General features: G+C 66.7%; 13 protein-coding genes. 6 read left to right on the forward strand and 7 right to left on the reverse strand.

The features are described from left to right. Nucleotides 1-318 precede the first annotated feature (318 nt). Together ABNX08_RS36625 and ABNX08_RS36630 are read left to right on the forward strand one after the other, a co-directional pair. Nucleotides 319-588, forward strand: a complete 270-nt coding sequence (locus ABNX08_RS36625; RefSeq protein WP_349604834.1) for a hypothetical protein — start codon at nt 319-321, stop codon at nt 586-588. A gap of 363 nt (nt 589-951) precedes the next feature. Then, nucleotides 952-1,539, forward strand: a complete 588-nt coding sequence (locus ABNX08_RS36630) for an RES family NAD+ phosphorylase (protein ID WP_349604832.1) — start codon at nt 952-954, stop codon at nt 1,537-1,539. Nucleotides 1,540-1,804: 265 nt separating this feature from the next. Here ABNX08_RS36630 and ABNX08_RS36635 read toward each other — a convergent pair whose 3' ends face one another. The 7 genes from ABNX08_RS36635 to ABNX08_RS36665 form a co-directional block, all read right to left on the reverse strand. Next, the gene (locus ABNX08_RS36635; RefSeq protein WP_349604831.1) at nt 1,805-2,596 is read right to left on the reverse strand and encodes an SDR family NAD(P)-dependent oxidoreductase; all 792 of its coding nucleotides are present in this window, start codon (nt 2,594-2,596) and stop codon (nt 1,805-1,807) included. A gap of 63 nt (nt 2,597-2,659) precedes the next feature. Further along, entirely contained in the window at nt 2,660-4,735 is a 2,076-nt protein-coding gene (locus ABNX08_RS36640; protein WP_349604830.1) for an acetate--CoA ligase family protein, read from the reverse strand. 77 nt (nt 4,736-4,812) lie between these two features. Then, entirely contained in the window at nt 4,813-5,211 is a 399-nt protein-coding gene (locus ABNX08_RS36645; RefSeq protein ID WP_349604828.1) for an OB-fold domain-containing protein, read from the reverse strand. A gap of 28 nt (nt 5,212-5,239) precedes the next feature. Beyond that, nucleotides 5,240-6,406, reverse strand: coding sequence for a thiolase domain-containing protein (locus tag ABNX08_RS36650; RefSeq protein ID WP_349604827.1), 1,167 nt, complete (start codon nt 6,404-6,406; stop codon nt 5,240-5,242). Nucleotides 6,407-6,486: 80 nt separating this feature from the next. Continuing rightward, nucleotides 6,487-7,473: a tripartite tricarboxylate transporter substrate binding protein gene (locus tag ABNX08_RS36655; RefSeq protein ID WP_349604825.1), complete on the reverse strand. Its 987-nt coding sequence runs from the start codon at nt 7,471-7,473 to the stop codon at nt 6,487-6,489. A gap of 50 nt (nt 7,474-7,523) precedes the next feature. After that, nucleotides 7,524-8,099 (reverse strand): DUF2889 domain-containing protein, encoded by a 576-nt coding sequence (locus ABNX08_RS36660; RefSeq protein WP_349604823.1) that lies wholly within the window; start codon nt 8,097-8,099, stop codon nt 7,524-7,526. 86 nt (nt 8,100-8,185) lie between these two features. Beyond that, nucleotides 8,186-8,518 carry a hypothetical protein gene (locus ABNX08_RS36665; RefSeq protein ID WP_349604822.1) on the reverse strand — a complete coding sequence of 111 codons (333 nt, stop codon included), beginning with the start codon at nt 8,516-8,518 and terminating at the stop codon, nt 8,186-8,188. Between the two features lie 503 nt (nt 8,519-9,021). Between ABNX08_RS36665 and ABNX08_RS36670 the strand changes: the two genes are divergently transcribed. From ABNX08_RS36670 to ABNX08_RS36685, 4 genes are all read left to right on the forward strand, one after another. Further along, nucleotides 9,022-10,002, forward strand: coding sequence for a tripartite tricarboxylate transporter substrate binding protein (locus ABNX08_RS36670; protein ID WP_349604821.1), 981 nt, complete (start codon nt 9,022-9,024; stop codon nt 10,000-10,002). 58 nt (nt 10,003-10,060) lie between these two features. Beyond that, a complete protein-coding gene (locus tag ABNX08_RS36675; RefSeq protein WP_349604819.1) occupies nt 10,061-11,974 on the forward strand; it encodes an AMP-binding protein in 1,914 nt (637 codons plus the stop codon). 83 nt (nt 11,975-12,057) lie between these two features. Next, entirely contained in the window at nt 12,058-15,897 is a 3,840-nt protein-coding gene (locus ABNX08_RS36680; RefSeq protein ID WP_349604818.1) for a LuxR C-terminal-related transcriptional regulator, read from the forward strand. A gap of 249 nt (nt 15,898-16,146) precedes the next feature. Then, a complete protein-coding gene (locus ABNX08_RS36685) occupies nt 16,147-17,058 on the forward strand; it encodes an SDR family NAD(P)-dependent oxidoreductase (RefSeq protein ID WP_349604817.1) in 912 nt (303 codons plus the stop codon). Nucleotides 17,059-17,067 lie beyond the last annotated feature (9 nt).

Genomic DNA, 17,067 nt, shown 5'->3' on the forward strand with positions numbered 1-17,067 from the left:
CTGGGAGGGCATCGATAGCTTTGATAACGTTGTGCTTGTCGCGCGTCGTCAGTACGTGGAGGCGCGGTGCATGCAGACTTGGACGCCGAACGCCAGGCGCACGGCGCGACCTCAGCTGAGACTAGACGCCGCTGGCCGGCAGCTGGCGGAACTGGGTACCCAATTCTCGGCGGAACTCGAGCGCGCGAGATAACAGGTGGCCATCGTGCAGGAACGCGCCGAGGCCAGTGAACATTACGCGCTGCGCGAACTGGACCAGGAAAGCACCTTGCTTCGTCCCTGCTTGGATTCGTCAACGACGCGTCCCGTGAGGTCGCGTTGTCCGTCGAGGTCCAGCACGAACTGGACGCTGCACTTGGCAGGATCGTTCGCATCTTTGCGAAGCCGAATCGTCGGTTCAGCGAGCGTCGTTCTGTGGCTGCCGGGGAGCCCATGGCACATGCCGGCGGGGCTGCACATTCCGATCCGCTGCAGGAGGCGCGCGAACGTGGTCACCTGGCAGCCGCACGGGAGTGGGAACAGCCGGAGAACCTGTCTCTTAAGGACGCCGCGCTTTATGCGGGACGTTCGGACCGCGCCATCAACTAGGACCGCCAGGCGGGGCGCCTCTATGCCCTCGTGCTGCCGGGGCGCGAGCGAGGGTTTCACTATCCGTCGTGGCAGTTCCACGTCGATTCCGAGCGGCTGGTCGCTGTGCTTGCACCATTCGTGGCCGCGGGAGCGAGCTGTTGGGTTATCCATAATTTTCTGCATCGCCCGCAAGAAGGCCTGGAGGGACGCACACCGGCGGATTGCATCGCCGACGCAGCGGCCCCGATAGACGCCGTTGTGCGGCTCGTCGACGCACGGTACCGCGACGAGCAGGGCGCCGCATGACCTTTAGCGCAGAAGAATTGGGTTGTCCGCTGCCGCCCGCCGGCCGACCTGGCCGACCGTCGGCTTGCCACAAAGATGCTCGATCTCGAGAGGGTAGCGCTCTGGCGGATCCATCGCGCGCACCTGGATCCTATTTACTACAACCGCCGCGCGCCGGGCGTGACCCATTACCGGTTCGATGCGGCAGGTGGCGAGTTCGGCGTCCTCTATGCAGCCCCCAGCTTTGCCGCGTGCATGGCCGAAGCGGTCATTCGGGAGCGCTTCCAGGGACAACGTCTGCCGCTAATGCTCGATGAGCATGAACTGAGCAGCCGATGCGTTTGCAGGCTCGCCTTGGCCGATCGCCGGCCTCTCGTGCTCGCTGATCTTACCGGTGCGCTGACTGCCCTTGGCATGGACGCTCGAGTGTTTTCGGTCACCGACTACCTTGGCCCGAACCTGTGGAGTTCGGCATTGCATGCGGCATTTCCTCGGATCGACGGCTTGTATTTTCAGTCGCGCCTGGCGGGTGAGCCCAGCGTCGCGATCTTCGATGACCGTGCCCAACTGGTGCCAGCAGGTATGCCAACTCCGCTGTTCGACTTTCCCGAATTGGGCCCCTATCTGACAGCCAATCAAATTGGCCTAGCGCCAACCGACGACGATTGGACGTCGAACGCCTAGCGCGGTCAGGCGACGTACAGCGCGACACTGGAGCCGGGCGGCGGTCTGACTGGGTCCTCGCGGTTTTCGTCATGCAACACCGGAGTTTAGACATAATTGCCGGTTATGTCTCCATTGAAGCTGGCGAGGTGATGCACCGCAGGACGTTGAGCGGCCGCGATGAGGATAGATCGGGTGAACCCGGTGCGGAAGGCCGCAGTCGACCCTGGAAGGCACAGTAGTCAACTAATAGCCAGTCGTACGCGTCCGCCCCAAAGCGGTCTTATCAACAGCGATGCTGAGAATGGCCGGTCCTGGCGCTTAAACAGCCAGGCGCCTCAGCGCGAGCCGCAGTCAATCTCGATCGTGCTCGCGTTGAGATAGCGGTTTTTTGCTGCACCAGCGCGGCAAACTCAGCCGCCTTGCCCATTCGGCGCGGGAACAGCATCTTCTCCAGCAGGCCGTCGGCCACCTTCTGCGGCATGGCGGCGGACATGGCCGATTCGAACAGGCCGGGCGCGATCGACATTACACGGATGCCATGCTCGGCCAGGTCGCGCGCGACTGGCAGCGTCATGCCGATCACGCCGGCCTTGCTGGCACTGTAGGCGGCCTGTCCCATCTGGCCGATCCTGGCTGCCATCGACGCGGTGTTGACGATGACGCCGCGCTCGCCGCCTTCGTCAGGGGTGTTGGCACTCATCGCCAGCGCAGCATGGCGAATCACGTTGAACGTGCCGGTGAGGTTCACGCCGAGCACCTGGTTCCACAGGTCCATCGGGAAGAGCTGGCCCTTGGAAAGCGTCTTGCAAGGCCCCAGCACGCCGGCACAATTGACGGCGACATGTACCGCACCGTGTTTCTGCACCGCGGCTTCGACGCCGGCCCTGACGCTGGCTTCGTCTGAGACATCCACCGCGATCGCGGTCATGGCGGGGCCCATCGCTTCGGCGAGGCGGTCGGCGTCACGGTCGAAGCCGACCACCCTGGCGCCGGCTGCGGCCAGCGCCTTGCATGTCGCCAGTCCGAGTCCGGAAGCGGCACCGGTGACGATGGCGACCTTGTTCTGAAGGTTCATCTCTGGAATTCCTTTGCTAAAAGAGGGCAGGGCGGAGCCGGCGAAGCGGCCCCGCCCGACGGATCAGGCGGCGTCCGTGTTGATATCGATGACCGCGTCGGCGGCATAAGCGCCTTCCCCCTGCTGCATCGCAAAGACCGGGTTCAGGTCGATCGATTGCAGCCGCGGCCCCGCCGCCACGGCGAATGCCGACAGGCGCGACAGCGTGCGCGCCAGCGCCGGGATGTCGGCCACCGGCCGGCCCCGCGCGCCCAACAGCAGCGGCGCACCCTTGATCGAGCGGATCATTTTCTCGGCCACGTCCTCACCGAAGGGGCAGCGGTGGAACACCACGTCCTTGAGCACCTCGACGAAGACGCCACCCAGGCCGAACATGGCGATCGGACCAAACACCGGGTCGCGATTGATGCCCATGATGCATTCGACGCCCCCGCTTAGCTGCTTGGCCACCAGCACGCCTTCGATGCGCGCATCGGGCGCGGCCCTGGCGGCGCGCTCCAACAGCGTGCTGAAGCCGCTGCGTACGGCAGCCTCGTCGCGCACGTCGAGCAGTACGCCGCCGATTTCGGACTTATGCAGGATGTCCGGCGACAGGATCTTCATCACCACCGGATAGCCGATCTCGCGCGCCGCCAGCACGGCAGTCTCAACGGCGCTGCACGCGCGCTCCGGTGCGCTGGCGATGCCGGCTTCGGCCAGCAGCTGCTTGGCCTGCGCCTCGCTCGGCGTCTGCGCCGGCAGCGTCACCGTGCCGATCTTTGGCGCCGGTGCAAGCGGCTGCATGGCGAAGGCGTGGCCGAAGCGGCCCATCGCTGCAATCGCGGCCACCGCGCGGGTCGGGTCCTCGAATACGGTGAAACCTTCGGCCTCGTAGCTGCGCATCACCTCGCGTGGGCCGCGCAGCACCAGTACATAGAGCCGGTCCGGATAAGCGGCGCGTACCTCAGAGAGCTGCTGGCGCAGCACCGGGGCCACCTCGGCCGTGGTGCCGGCATAGCTGAAGAAGCCCAGCACGGAGCGATAGCTGCCTTCGGTAAGCATCATCTCCATGAAAGGCTTCACCAGCGTCGGGTCGTTGATGAACTGGGCCGTGGTGTCCACCGGGTTGCGCGGGGCGCAGATCGGTAGCATCTTCAGCATCCTGGCCTGGGCGGAGGCGGGCATTTCGGGCACCGGTACGCCGTATTCCTCGGCCGCGTCAGACACGATCACGCCGGCGCCACCGCTGACGGTGATCACGCCCAGCGTGTTGTCCGCCGGGAACACGCCGCGCGTGGCCAGCCGCACAATGTCAAGCATCGCTTCGGTGGTGTAAGCGCGTACCACGCCGAGCTCTTCCAGCACGGCATCGACCACGGCATCATTGCCCGCGATCGAAGCGGTGTGCGATTGCGCAGCGGCGCCGCCCACTTCGCTGCGGCCCACCTTCATCATCACCACCGGCTTGCGCGCCGCACGCGCGGCCTTGAGCGCGTCGACCAGGCCATCGCCGTCGTTGATACCCTCCGAGTAAAGTGCGATCACGTCGGTGTTGGGATCGGCCACCATCAGCCTGACGATCTCGCCCAGGGTGAGGTCGGCTTCATTGCCGGTCATGACGATGTTCGACAGGCCGACGTCGGTATCGACCATGGCCGACACCAGGTGGCTGCCGTAGGCGCCGGACTGGCTGACAATGCCGACGCGACCGGCGCGCACGTCGTCGAGGCCCGCCAGCGAGGAGAAGCTGCCGACAAAGCCAATATGCAGGTTCACCAGGCCCAGCGAATTCGGACCCAGCAGGCGCATGCCCGTGCGACGCGCGGCGGCCACCAGCTCAGCCTGCATGGCCACGCCGGCCCCGCCGACTTCGGCGAAGCCTGCGCTGAACAGGATCGCCACGGGCACGCCGCGTTCACCCAGTGCGGTCACAACTTCCAGCACCTGGCTGGAGGGCACAGCGACAATGGCGACGTCGGGCACTTCCGGCAACGCTGCGACCGAGGACCAGGCCTGCAGGCCCTGTACTTCACGCCTATTGGGGTTGACCGGCAGGATGCGTCCGGCATAGCCAAGTTTGCACATGGATGCGATGGGCCGTCCGCCGATGCGGGATGGATCGTCCGAAGCGCCGATGATGGCGACCGAATGCGGGTTCAACAGTCTTTCCAGGGATGCAGTCATGTTCATGGATCAGTCTGGCAAGGTTTGGGGGCAGGACGCGGGCGGCCGCGGCCTCAGGCAAGGGTGAAGGTCGGCAGCGGCGCACCGCCGTCCGACGGCGCAAAGCGCAGCAGAACCTGCTGGCCGATCCGCACCGTGTCGAGGTCGCAATCGACGATCTGCGTCATCATGGTGACGCCTTCGTCCAGCTTCACATAGGCCATGCAGAACGGCATCGGGCCGGCGCGGCGCGTGACACTGTACGAGTAGATCGTGCCGCGGCCGCTGGCCTGCTTCCAGTGGGTCGTGCCCAGGCAGAACGGGCACAGCGTGCGCGGGTACCAGTGCGGTTTGCCGCAGCTGTCGCAGTGGCGCACCAGCAGGCGGCCTTCGCGCGCGGCGGCCCAGAATTCGGTGTTGTCGGGGTGTTCGGCGGGCGCCTTGAAGGGGGTAGGGGTATAGGGTGTCGTCATGGCTGTGCTCGATGCCTGCGCTCAGGCGTTATTCACGTTCCAGGATGAGAGTGGCGCTGCCGTGGCGCGAGCCCAGCAGGCCGCCGGTGCCCTGTGCCAGCGCCAGTCCGCAGTTCTTGACCTGCACGGCCGGGTGGGCTTCGCCGCGCAGCTGGCGCACGGCCTCGATCACCTTGGTGATGCCGCCGCGGTTGGCCGGGTGGTTGTTGCACAGGCCGCCGCCATCGGTGTTGAAGGGTAGCTTGCCCACGCCCGAGATCAGGTTGCCGTCGGCGACGAACCTGCCGCCTTCGCCCTTCTTGCAGAAGCCCAGGTCTTCGAGCTGCATCAGCACGGTGATGGTGAAGCTGTCATAGATCGAGGCGTACTGGATGTCGGCGGGCGTGACGCCGGCTTCGGCGAATGCCGCTGCGCCCGACACCCTGGCCGCCGACCAGGTCAGGTCCACCTGGCCGCCCAGCTGTCCCTTCACATGCTCGCCGGCACCGAGGATGCGGACCTTGGGGCGGTTCAGCTTCGCCGCAATTTCCGGCCGCGCCACGATCAGCGCGCCGCCGCCGTCCGAGACCACGCAGCAATCCAGCTTGTGCAGCGGGTCCGAGATCATTGGCGAGTTCACCACGTCCTCCACGGTCACCACGTCGCGCAGCATGGCATTGGGGTTGTGCTGGGCATGGTGCGAGGCAGCCACCTTGATCCAGGCCAGCTGTTCGCTGGTGGTGCCGTATTCGTACATGTGCCGCATGGCCACCATGGCGTATGAATTGACGGTGAGCGGGCTGTAAGGCGCCTCGAAGGGCTGGTCAGGCAGGTTGTCGCCCCAGTTGCGCGGCTTGGTGCCACTGGAGCCTTCGGAGCGCGGGCGGCCCGCCAGCGTGATCAGCGCCACGTTGCACTTGCCCATGGCGATGGCCTGCGCGGCGTGCGACACATGCGCCAGGTAGGAGGAGCCCCCGGTCTCGGTGGAATCGACGTGGCGCACGTTCAGGCCGAGGTAGTCGACCATGTTCAGCACGCCCAGGCCGGGCGCGTCGCCCGCGCAGAAGTAGCCGTCGACATCGGCCAGCGTCAGGCCGGCGTCTTCCAGCGCGCCCTTGGCGCTTTCTGCGTGCAGTTGGGCCACCGTCTTGTCCGGTGCCTTGCGGGTCGGGTGCTCATAGGCGCCGACGATATAGGCCTTGCCTTTGATGCTCATGCTTGCTTCCTGTAGGTCAGTAAGGAGGGGCGGCAGGCAGTGCCTGCCTGGTATGCAACGGGGAGAGGCAGTTGTGCCGCCTATTCCGGTTCGATGCCGGCCAGCGTGATCAGCCGTTTCCACATCTGCTGGTCGGCGATGATGGTCTTGCGCAGTTCCGCGCCGCCCGCGGGATAAGGCATGCTGCCGCGTGCGCCGTAGTGCGCCATGGCTTCGGGCGAGTTCACGAATTCCAGCGTGTATTGCGCAAGCTTGTCGACGATGGCCGGCGGCGTGCCGGCCGGCGCGAACAGGCCGGTCCAGCTGTTGATCGCTGCCGCCGGCATGCCGGCCTCGGCCATGGTGGGAACATCCTTGAGCTGCGGCATGCGTGCATTGGCGGTGACCGCCAGCGCGCGCAGCTTGCCTGACTGCACGTGAGGCACCACCGCGGAGACCTCGACGACGCCGTAGTCGACCACGCCGCTCATCAGATCGGGCAGCAACGTGCTCATGGCCTTGTAGGGAACGCTCATCGCCTGGATCTTCGCGGCGTCGTTGAAGGCGGTGATAATGGTCCGGTAGCCGGTGCTCGACGTGCCGAAGTTGAGCGTGCCCGGCTTTGCCCGCGCTGCGGCAACCAGGTCAGCCACAGTGCGGTACGGCGACGTGGCCGGCACGACCAGCGCGACCGGAATCACCGACATGCGCGCGACCGGCACGAAATCCTTCAGCGGGTCATAGGGCAGCTTCCTGAACAGAAAGGGATTGGCCGCCATGGCGCCAGAGGCGGACAGCAACAGCGTGTAGCCGTCGGGAGCGGCCTTGGCAACATAGTCGCAGGCCAGGATCATGTTGGCCCCGGGCTTGTTCTCGACCACGAAGCTCTGCCCCAGCTTCTGCCCGAGATGCTTGGCCAGCAGGCGGGTGTAGTCGTCGGCGCCGGTGCCGGCGCTGGTAATCGAAACAATGCGCACCGGCCGCTCCGGATACGTCTGCGCGGCCGCGGGCGCTGCCAGCGCCGGCAGGCAAAGCAGGGCCAGCAATGCACGCAAAGGCCCGCGGGCCCGTTCTGCAAAAATGCTCATGTCTCCTCCATGATTCTCATAGTTGCCGGCTGCGCAAGGCGTGCCGGAGTTCAGTTGTCCTGCGTGGCGGGAACGCGCCGGTGCACTGGCCACAGCAGCTTCGCCGCCTCGCCGTCCTCGTGGTAGGTGTGGCAGCTGCCGATCAGCACCGGCTTCGGCATGGGGCCGGTGCCATCGCCGGGCCAGCGGCCATTGCGCTCGCGGCGGCCGATGGCCATGGTGGTCTGCGTGGCGGTGGTGGCCAGTGGGCCGAGCAGTTCCGTCAGGTGGGTGCAGCCGCGCACGCCGCCCACGATCGCCTTGGCCTGCTGGCGGAAGCCGCCGCGGATCTGCAGCCCTTTCAGGCCGGCGTAGGCCGACTCGATCGCGTTGCAGTACTCGGTGGGGCCGGCTTCGATCACCGCCTTCACGTCGCGGATCACCAGCGCGCGATCCATCGTCACGACGATGCGCATGTGGTGGATGGCGCCGCCCGGCGGGACCTGCCTGAACAGCAGGTCGGTACCGGTAGGGCTGATGTCGCGCATTTCGGCCTCGATGTCGAGCAGGCCATCGCTGCGTTCGTAGCCACGGCAGGTCACCTCGCGGGTGTGGATGGCGGTGCGTTCAGTGGTGGTCGAGGTCATGGCTGGCTTCCATGCCGGTGCGCGCAGCGCTGCCGGCGGCGAGTCGTTCGGTAGCGTCAATGTCAGTAGCGTCAATGTCGGCTGCGTCAATTCCGGGGCAACGCCGCAGCCTGCCGGCGCGGCCGCCTGGCGGTCTGCATGCGCCGGTGCGCGGCCCAGAACAGCACGCGCAGCGGGAAGCCCAGGCCGCCGCTCATGGCCTGCCGGTAGTGCTCCGCCTGCAGATCCACCGGCACGCCCAGTTCCGCCGCGGATGCGTAGCAAACGATGCGCATGCGGGCATCGCCGCTGCGCATGCGGTCGCTAAGCATGGCGTACAGCACCTCGGCATACGCGGGCTCGTCGGCGCCGCGCGCCGATTGCCGCGCCTTGCGCTGCAGTTGACGGCTGAAGTGGCGGACTTCCTGCAATAGGTCCATGAGCCGCTCCATTGGCGCGAGGGCATGCGATGGCTGACGCGCCGCCGGTGACGGGCGGTTGGCCTTGGATGGCGCGGAAGGTGTCAGGGATGGGTGGCACTGCATCGGCTTGTCTCATCAGTGGCAGCCGGCATTCGCTTGCGGGCTGCGGATTCTGCGGAACAGTGTCACGCAGCGGCCCGGCATTCGCCCCACTCGACCAAGGGGGGCATGCGGCTGATATGCGGCACCTCGCGGGATAAGCGCTGCTATCAGCGTTACAGGGGGCGGCTCGCCGTCGGCACCACACACTATGTGCGCCACATTCCGCTTTCTACGAAATATGGTAGAACAATACGAAATCACGTAGTATTTATGTAATACGAAATTCCGTTGGTATATACGGAACGTCGTAGACAAGAAGATGGGCGCGCCGCACATTGGAGACGACCGGCCGGGGCATCCTGGTACGAAAAGGACACGATGGCAATGCAAATACAGATCGCGAAGCAGTGCCTGCGCCTGTGCGCAAAGACGCTGGCCGCAGCCGGTGCGGCGGCACTGGCACATGGCACCCTGGTGTGGGCGGCGCCGGCCGCGCGGGGTCCTATCCGGAAGAGCCGGTCACGCTCGTGGTGCCGAGGCCACCCGGAGGCATCACCGACCAGCTCGGCCGGCTGGTGGCGGCACGCATGGCACGCGACGGCGGCATCCGGGTTATCGTCGACAATCGCCCCGACGCAGGCGGCAACCCGGCCACCGAGCTGGCGGCACGGGCCGAGCCCGATGGGTACACGGTGCTGATGGGCACGCAAGGGACCATGGCGAGCAACCAGTACCTGTACAAGGCGCTGCGCTTCGATCCGGCAAGGGATTTCGTCGCCGCGCAAGGGCTGGTCTCCATCCCTAATGTGCTGGTCGTGAACAGCCGCCTGCCGTACCAGTCGGTCAAGGACCTGGTCACGTTCGCAAGGGCGAATCCGGGCAAGCTAACCGTATCTTCCGCCGGCGACGGCACCGGTACACACCTGGCCGCGGAACTGTTCCAGGCGCAGGCCGGCGTCAAGTTCGTGCATATCCCGTACAAGGGCAGCGCGCCGTCCATCAATGACCTGCTGGCAGGGCAGGTCGACATGACTTTCGACTATCCGGTTTCCACGCTGGCACAGATCCAGGCCGGCAAGCTGCGCGCGCTGGCGGTGACGGGATCCGCGCGCCTGCCGGCGCTGCCGCAGGTGCCGACCATTGCCGAGGCCGGCTACCCGGCGGCGGAGTCCACTTCGTGGATCGGCCTGTTCTTCCCGGCGAGCACGCCTGCCGCCATCGTGGCCCGGTGGCAGGCCGACATCGGCCGCATGTTGCAGGATCCCGCGGCGGTCGATGCCATCCACAAGATGGGCGGCGTGCCGTTGCCGTTGTCCGGCCAGCCGTTCGCCAACTTTGTCCAGGCCGAGCGCAGCAAGTGGAAGGCCACCATCCAGCGCTCGGGCGCCACCATCGACTGACAGGATCGACCCTGGTGGCGGCAGGTCCCAGGGCACAAGAGAGAGGAGACTGAAGACAATGTTGCACCATCGTTCCCACGGCATGGAGGCCAACGCGTTGACGAACGGCATGCCGGACATGCAGCCCCGGTACCGCGACGCGGCGCTGCGCACGGCCCAGGCCATCCATGAGGTGCGCCCGGATGGCACGCTGCTGCTGCGCGCCGGCACCGCGCCGGTGCCATCACCGCACCTGGGCTTCAGCGGCTTCGTCAAGGGCTGGGCGCAGCAGCGCGCCGCGCAGACGGCGCTGGCCCAGCGTGACAGCGCCGGTGCCTGGCGCACGCTTTCCTGGGGCGACTTCCACCGGCAGATGCTGGCCGTCGCGGCCGGATTGCTCGAGATGGGCCTGTCGCGCCAACAGCCGCTGATGATCCTTTCGGGCAATTCGATCGAACATGCCGTGGTGGTTGCAGCCGCCGAGTACGTCGGCATTCCCTGCGCCGCGGTTTCCGCCGCCTATTCGCTGCAGAGCCAGGACTTCGTTCGGCTGAAGGATATCCACACGCTGTTGGCGCCGGCCGCGGTGTTCGTGCAATCGGCGCCCGGGTTTGCCCGCGCACTGGAGGCACTGGCGGTTCCGGCGCAGGCGGTCATCGCCGTGGACGGTGCCACCGGCGCCCAGGTGGCGTGGGACGCGCTGCGCGACACCGCGCCGACACCGCAACGTCTGGAGCAGGTCGAGGCAGCGCACGGCGCCGTGCGCGCCAAACATACCGCGCGGATTTTCTTTACCTCAGGGTCGACCGGCGTGCCCAAAGGTGTGGAGATTTCCTACGCCAGCATCCACGCCCTGATCGGCCAGTTTCTCTTTGCCCACGCTGCGCTGGTTTACCAAGGCGCGGTGGTGCTGGACTGGCTGCCCTGGAGCCATGTCTTCGGCGGCGTCGGCAACCTTGGCCGGGCCTTCGTGCTGGGCGCCTCTTACTACATCGACGACGGCCGTCCGGTGGCGGGCCAGTTTGCGCGCACGCTGCGGAACCTGCGCGAGGTGTCGCCCACCATGTTCGCCACCGTGCCGGCGGCCTGGGCCATGCTGGTGACAGAACTGGAGCGCGATGATGCGCTGGCCCGCGCCTTTTTTGCCAGGCTGATGTTCGTCAGCTTTGGCGGCGCCAGCCTCCCGGCCGATGTCTATGCCCGCTTCCAGCGCCTGGCCGAGCGCATCGTCGGCGAGCGCATCCTGTTCACCAGCGGCTTCGGAGCCACCGAAACCACTGCCATGGGCCTGAACTTCAGCCGGCCTACCGAAGAGACCGGCAATCTCGGCATGCCGGTGCCCGGCGTCGAGGTTAAGCTGGTGCCGCTGGACGGCGGCGACGGCCGCTATGAGATCCGCATGCGTGGTCCCAACCTGTTCACGGGCTACCTCGGCCGTGCCGACCTGACGGCCGCCGCATTTGACGACGAGGGCTTCTACTGCATGGGCGACGCCGTGCGACTGGCCGTCGCGGACGCACCCACCGAAGGGCTGCGTTATGCCGGGCGCTGCGTGGAGGACTTCAAGCTGGTCAACGGCACCAGGGTGCGCACGGGCGCTGTGCGCGTGGCGCTGCTGGAGCAGTGCGCGCCGCTGCTGGCCGACGCGGTGATCTGCGGCCACGACCGGAACTTCGTGGCGGCGCTGGCGTGGCCCAACGTGGTGGCCTGCCAGGCGCTGGCGCCTGAGCTTGCCGGACTGAGCGCCGACGCGCTGGTGTCGCATCCGCTGGTGGTGCAGGCCGTGCAGCAGAAGCTGCGCAGCGGCGCCGGCAGCAGCGTCAGCCAACAGGTGCGCCGCGTGCTGCTGATGGCCGAACCTCCATCGATCGATGCCAATGAAGTGGCCGACAAGGGCTACGTCAACCAGGCCACCACGCGCGAACGCCGCAAGGCGCTGATTGAAACGCTGTACCACGAGCCAGTGCCCGCCGCCGTTGCCACACTGGGCTGAAACGTTGTACCGGCGGCGCAGGGATCCGCGCCGTCATTGCATCCCCGTGGCCACAAGCCACCGCCAATCCGCAGAGGCTGTCTATGCGAGTTGCACCCCGAATCAACCTGACCGAGCAGCAACGCACCGAGCTCGAGGCAATGACCCGAGCCACCAACGCGCCGGCTCGGCTGGCGCAGCGCGCGCGCATCATTTTGCTCGCCGCCAATGGCGAGCAGAACAAGACCATCGCGCCGCAACTGGGAATCAGCCGGGCACAGGTGGCACGCTGGCGCGAGCGCTATGCGATGTCCGGGCTGGACGGCATCCTGCAGGACTTGCCGCGAGGCGCGCCGCCAGTGAAGGTGGATGTGGAACGCCTGGCCATGCTGACCAGCTGCGAAAAGACCGGAGTCCCGCGTCGCTGGAGCACGCGCAGCCTTGCTGCCGAACTCGGCGTGAGCGCGACCTGCGTCTCGCGGCACTGGCGCGCGGCCGGGGTGAAACCCGGCGCCAGCCGACACGTCGGTGCCATGCCGGTGCAGCAGATGGCCGGCGCAGCAGCGGCACCCATTGCCCCGGAAGCCACCTCCCCGGAAATCGTCGCGCTCTACGCGGCGCCGCCAGTGCATGCTCTGGTGCTGTCGATCGCGGACCCCACCGACAGCGATGCCGCTGCGTTGCCCCCGCAACATGGCGTCTACCACATGCGCACGCTGCCGGCCCATCAGCGCAGCCTCGCTGTTTCGCTGATGACGGCACTGACGATGTTCGAAGGCGGCCTGCCCGGCGCCCCGGGCAGCGACGTTCACCATGAGGCATTGGCGTCATTCCTGGACAAGGCGCAAGCCGCGGCTGCGCCGGGATGCAGGCTGCTGGTGCTGGCGGTCAGCAATGCCGGTCCCTACGATGCGCCGTTGCAGCACTGGCTGCAGGGGCACCCTCGCATCAGCGTGCAGCTCGCGCCCAACTCTGCCAGCTGGTTGCGCATGGTGCAGCGCTTCCTGCGCGATGCGCAGGCCGGGCGACCGGGCGGCTTTCCCGCCGGCATCCCGGAACTGCTGGCAGCTGTCGAGGCCGCCGTGCGGGCCGGCTCCGGCGCACCGTACCAGTGGATCCGCACCACGGCAGGCGCACGGTACGAGCCTGCCGCGGCCGATCCGGCAGGCTTTGAGCCAACTGCGCCGCCGTCCCCCGCCGGCTGGACTGCGCCCGCCGCCCAATCGCGTGAGCGGCCGCCGATTGCCAGCGCCAAGGTGCTGCCGCCGCGGGGTGCACGCCAGCTCATGCCGCGCGAAATGCTGCTGAACCGCCTGCTGGAAGCGCGCCGCCAGCGCTGCGTGGTGATCCAGGGCCAGGCCGGCAGCGGCAAGACCAGCACGCTGATGGCATGGCGCAAGGCGATCCTGCCGCTCGGGTATGACGTCTGCTGGCTGTCGCTGGCGGCGGAAGACGACGAGCCGGCCCGCTTCTTCGACTACCTGCTGGCCAGCATTGGCGAAGTGGATCCAACCGCCGCGAGCGAGGCCGCGCGGGTGGTCGGCGCCGACTGCGGCGAGGCGGCCATCGAACTCTGGGTGATCATCCTGGTGCGGGCGCTGGCCCAGCGCCAGCGCAAACTGGTGCTGATGATCGATGACCTGCACCATATCGCCGACACGCGTATCCTGCAGGCCCTGCAATGGCTGCTCGACTACGCACCTGCGCCCCTGCACCTCGCCTTCAGCTCGCGCAGCGCCATTGAATTGTCGATGGAGCGGCTGCGCCTGCAGGGCACGCTGGCGGAATTCGACATGCGTGACCTGCGCTTCTCGCCGGACGAGTCGGAACGCTTCCTGCGTGAGCAGCTCGGTGCCATCGGCAGCAACGATGCGGCCGCGCTGCACGCACTCACCGACGGCTGGGTGGCGGGGCTGCAACTCTTTGCCATCGACCTGCGCACCAGGCAGGGAGGCAGGCCTGCGCTGACGCGCATGCAAGATGCCGGCGCCTTTGCCGGCTATTTCGAGCGCGAAGTGCTGGCGCGGCTGACACCGGCCGATCTGGACATGCTGGTCAGCGTGGCCATCTGCCAGCGCTTCTGCGCGCCGCTTTGCGCGGACATCGTCGGTCGGCCGGCGGCCACTGCGCCGATCCAGTCGCGGCTGGGCCAGATGGTGGCGTGCCATCTCTTCATCACGTCGGAAGGCGGCGCGGACCATGAGACCTGGTATCGCATCCATCCGCTGCTGCGTGAAGCCCTGCTCGAGCGCCTGTCCGAGCGTGGCGAGGCCGGGCAGCGCGCGCTGCACAAGGCGGCGTGGCGCTGGTTCGACCGCCATAGCCACATTGACGAGGCCGTGTTCCATGCCGTCAAGGCCGGCCATGCGGATACCGCGGCGAGCATGGTCGAGGGCTGCGCGCAGGCGCTGCTGTCGCGCGGCCAGTTGCGCCAGCTGGCCGGGTTGATGCGCATGCTGCCTGCGGAGCAGGTCGAACAGCGTTTTGGGCTGCATGTCGTCAATGCCTATATGCAGATCTATGCGCGGGATTTCGACCAGCTGCAGCGCAGCCTGGACCAGATGGAATCCCAACATGACAAGCTGAACGCGAGCGAGCGCTATGCGTTGTGCCTGTTGCGGGCAGGCCTGGCCCTGCAACTGGACAACACCGATGCGGCGGCGGCCATGCTGCCGCGACTGCTGGAAGTGCCTGCCGACATCGACGACTTTACGTGGCATGCACGCGGCAATGTGTTGTCGTGGCTGCTCACGGCGCGCGGGGAGTACGACCTGGCCCGCCGCGTGCTGGAAGAGGCCGAATTGCGCACGGGCGCGCACCGCAGCGGGCAGCTCGGCCGCTGCATCCATGCCATCAGCCTGGCGCGCGAGGGCAAGATCAAGCAGGCTGGCAAGATCGTGCGCGAGGTGATGGAAGAAGCCGAGCGCCGCGGCGCGGCCTACCTGGGCCTGGCCTGCATGGCCGCCGGGCTGCTGGCCGATACGCTTTACGAATTGAACGAAGCCGAGGCAGCATGCCAGCTGCTCGAACCGCGCATCGACATGCTCGAGCGCGTGTCGCTGCCGGAAATCGTGCTGCGCGCCTATCTCGCTCTGTCCAACTCGCACTGGCTGGCGGGCCGCCATTCGCAAGCGCTGACCTATCTGGACCGCCTCGAAACCTACGCGGTCCGCTACGGTCTCGACCGGCTCCTGGTTGAAGCCCTGGTGTTGCGCTTGCGCCGCCATTTGCAGCGGGATGAAATGGAGCGCGCCAGTGTTGTGCTGGAATGCGTGCGGGGCGTGGCAGGGCGTTATGCGGGAGCTGGCCCGGAACGCGCCAGTCAGACCGCTCTGACGGCAGCGCGTGCCGGCGTCGACATGGCCCTGCACACCAAAGACTACGCCAACGCCATCGAACGCATCCAGCTGCTGCTCGCAGGCAGCGAGCAGCAGCTGGGGACGGTCAGCTTGCGGTTGCAGCTTGCTATTGCGCGCCTGGGCCTCGGCCAGCAGCAGGCTGCACGCCAGGACTTTGTTCATGCGGTCCGGGAGGGCCATCGGCTTGGACTTACGCGGACGCTGCTTGATGTCTTGGAAAGCGCGCCCGACATGCTCATCCGGCTTGGCCGCGACGCCGTACCGGACCCGGTGCTGGCTTTTTACGTCGAGCGCCTGCAGCAGACGTCGGGCAGTGCCGCAGCCCGGCAAGGGCAGGTGCCTAGCTGCGCGGACGCCGGACTCATGGCCGCATTGAGCGAGCGCGAGCGCGAGATCTTGGAACTGCTGGCGCAAGCGATGTCGAACAAGAAAATTGCCAAAGTGCTAAATCTCTCGACCGAGACTGTCAAATGGCATCTTAAGAACGTCTATGCCAAGCTTGGCGTGGGCGGTCGCGGGGGGGCAGCAGCTCGCCTGCGAGACTTGGGTGGTGGCACGATCCAACCCGCAATTCGCACCGCATAACCCGGGCAAAGCCGTGCCCGCTCAACTGCTGCTCGTCGTCACCGCGAGGTAGCCGGCATGCGTGAGCCTGCCTAGCGCCTGCACGCCCGCGCACCTCAACTCCTACGCTTTTCTTAAGCTACGTATTCGCCTGCCCCCCCAGGTCGGGGTGTGCCCGCGCGCGTGCCACCCGCAATCATGGTCACTCAGGCAGCACCCCATCCCCCTGCCGACAGCCTTATCCAATCGATTTACTCTGGAGTACCAAACATGAGCTTGCTTGAAGGGAAAGTCATCATCGTCACGGGCGCCGGTGCCGGCGTCGGCAAAGGTATCGCGCTGGAAGCCGCACGCCAAGGCGCGCGCGTGATTGTCAACGACCTGGGGGTCAATATCGACGGCTCCGGCGGCAGCGCCGGCCCGGCCCAGCAGGCCGTAGACGAGATCAAGGCGGCCGGTGGCGAGGCAGCGGCCAGTACCGACAGCGTGGCTGACTGGAACTCGGCCCAGAAGATCGTGCAGCAGGCGCTGGACCTGTACGGCCGCGTCGATGGCGTGGTCAACAATGCCGGCAACCTGCGCGACATCATCTTCCACAAGATGAGCGAGGACGACTTCGATGCCGTGATCCGCGTGCACCTGAAGGGCAGCTGGAACGTTTCGCGCGCCGTGGCGCCGCACTTCAAGGCGCAGGAAAGCGGTGCTTTCGTGCACATGACCTCTACCGCCGGCCTGATCGGCAACTTCGGCCAGGCCAACTACTCGGCGGCCAAGCTCGGCATCGTCGGCCTGTCGAAGTCCATCGCGGTCGATATGCAAAAGTTCAATGTCCGCTCGAACTGCATCGCGCCGTTCGCCTTCACGCGCATGGTGGGCAGCATTCCCACCAATACGCCAGAAGCGGCCGAACGCATGAAGATCAACATGCGCCTGGAAGCCGGCAAGATTGCGCCGTTCACGCTCGCGCTGATGACGGACCAGGCCAGGGACGTCACCGGACAGATCTTTGGCGTGCGCAACAACGAGATCTATCTGTTCTCGCAGCCGCGTCCGATCCGCACGGCCCACAACAGCGAAGGCTGGACCGTCGAATCCTGCGTCGAGCGCGCCATCCCGATGTTCCAGGGCTCGTTTTACAAGCTGGACCTGTCGCGCGATGTGTTCGGCTGGGACCCGGTCTAACCGCCAGCC

Origin of the sequence: Cupriavidus sp. DF5525 (assembly GCF_040149425.2) — a bacterium.
Lineage (GTDB): Bacteria > Pseudomonadota > Gammaproteobacteria > Burkholderiales > Burkholderiaceae > Cupriavidus > Cupriavidus pickettii_A.

What these genes read in the sequence shown, in the direction of transcription:
- ABNX08_RS36650 (WP_349604827.1), bottom strand. Translation starts at nt 6,406, where the DNA reads ATGAGCATCAAAGGCAAGGCCTATATCGTCGGCGCCTATGAGCACCCG.
- ABNX08_RS36660 (WP_349604823.1), bottom strand. Translation starts at nt 8,099, where the DNA reads ATGACCTCGACCACCACTGAACGCACCGCCATCCACACCCGCGAGGTG.
- ABNX08_RS36645 (WP_349604828.1), bottom strand. Translation starts at nt 5,211, where the DNA reads ATGACGACACCCTATACCCCTACCCCCTTCAAGGCGCCCGCCGAACAC.
- ABNX08_RS36655 (WP_349604825.1), bottom strand. Translation starts at nt 7,473, where the DNA reads ATGAGCATTTTTGCAGAACGGGCCCGCGGGCCTTTGCGTGCATTGCTG.
- ABNX08_RS36630 (WP_349604832.1), top strand. Translation starts at nt 952, where the DNA reads ATGCTCGATCTCGAGAGGGTAGCGCTCTGGCGGATCCATCGCGCGCAC.
- ABNX08_RS36675 (WP_349604819.1), top strand. Translation starts at nt 10,061, where the DNA reads ATGTTGCACCATCGTTCCCACGGCATGGAGGCCAACGCGTTGACGAAC.
- ABNX08_RS36680 (WP_349604818.1), top strand. Translation starts at nt 12,058, where the DNA reads ATGCGAGTTGCACCCCGAATCAACCTGACCGAGCAGCAACGCACCGAG.
- ABNX08_RS36685 (WP_349604817.1), top strand. Translation starts at nt 16,147, where the DNA reads ATGAGCTTGCTTGAAGGGAAAGTCATCATCGTCACGGGCGCCGGTGCC.
- ABNX08_RS36635 (WP_349604831.1), bottom strand. Translation starts at nt 2,596, where the DNA reads ATGAACCTTCAGAACAAGGTCGCCATCGTCACCGGTGCCGCTTCCGGA.
- ABNX08_RS36665 (WP_349604822.1), bottom strand. Translation starts at nt 8,518, where the DNA reads ATGGACCTATTGCAGGAAGTCCGCCACTTCAGCCGTCAACTGCAGCGC.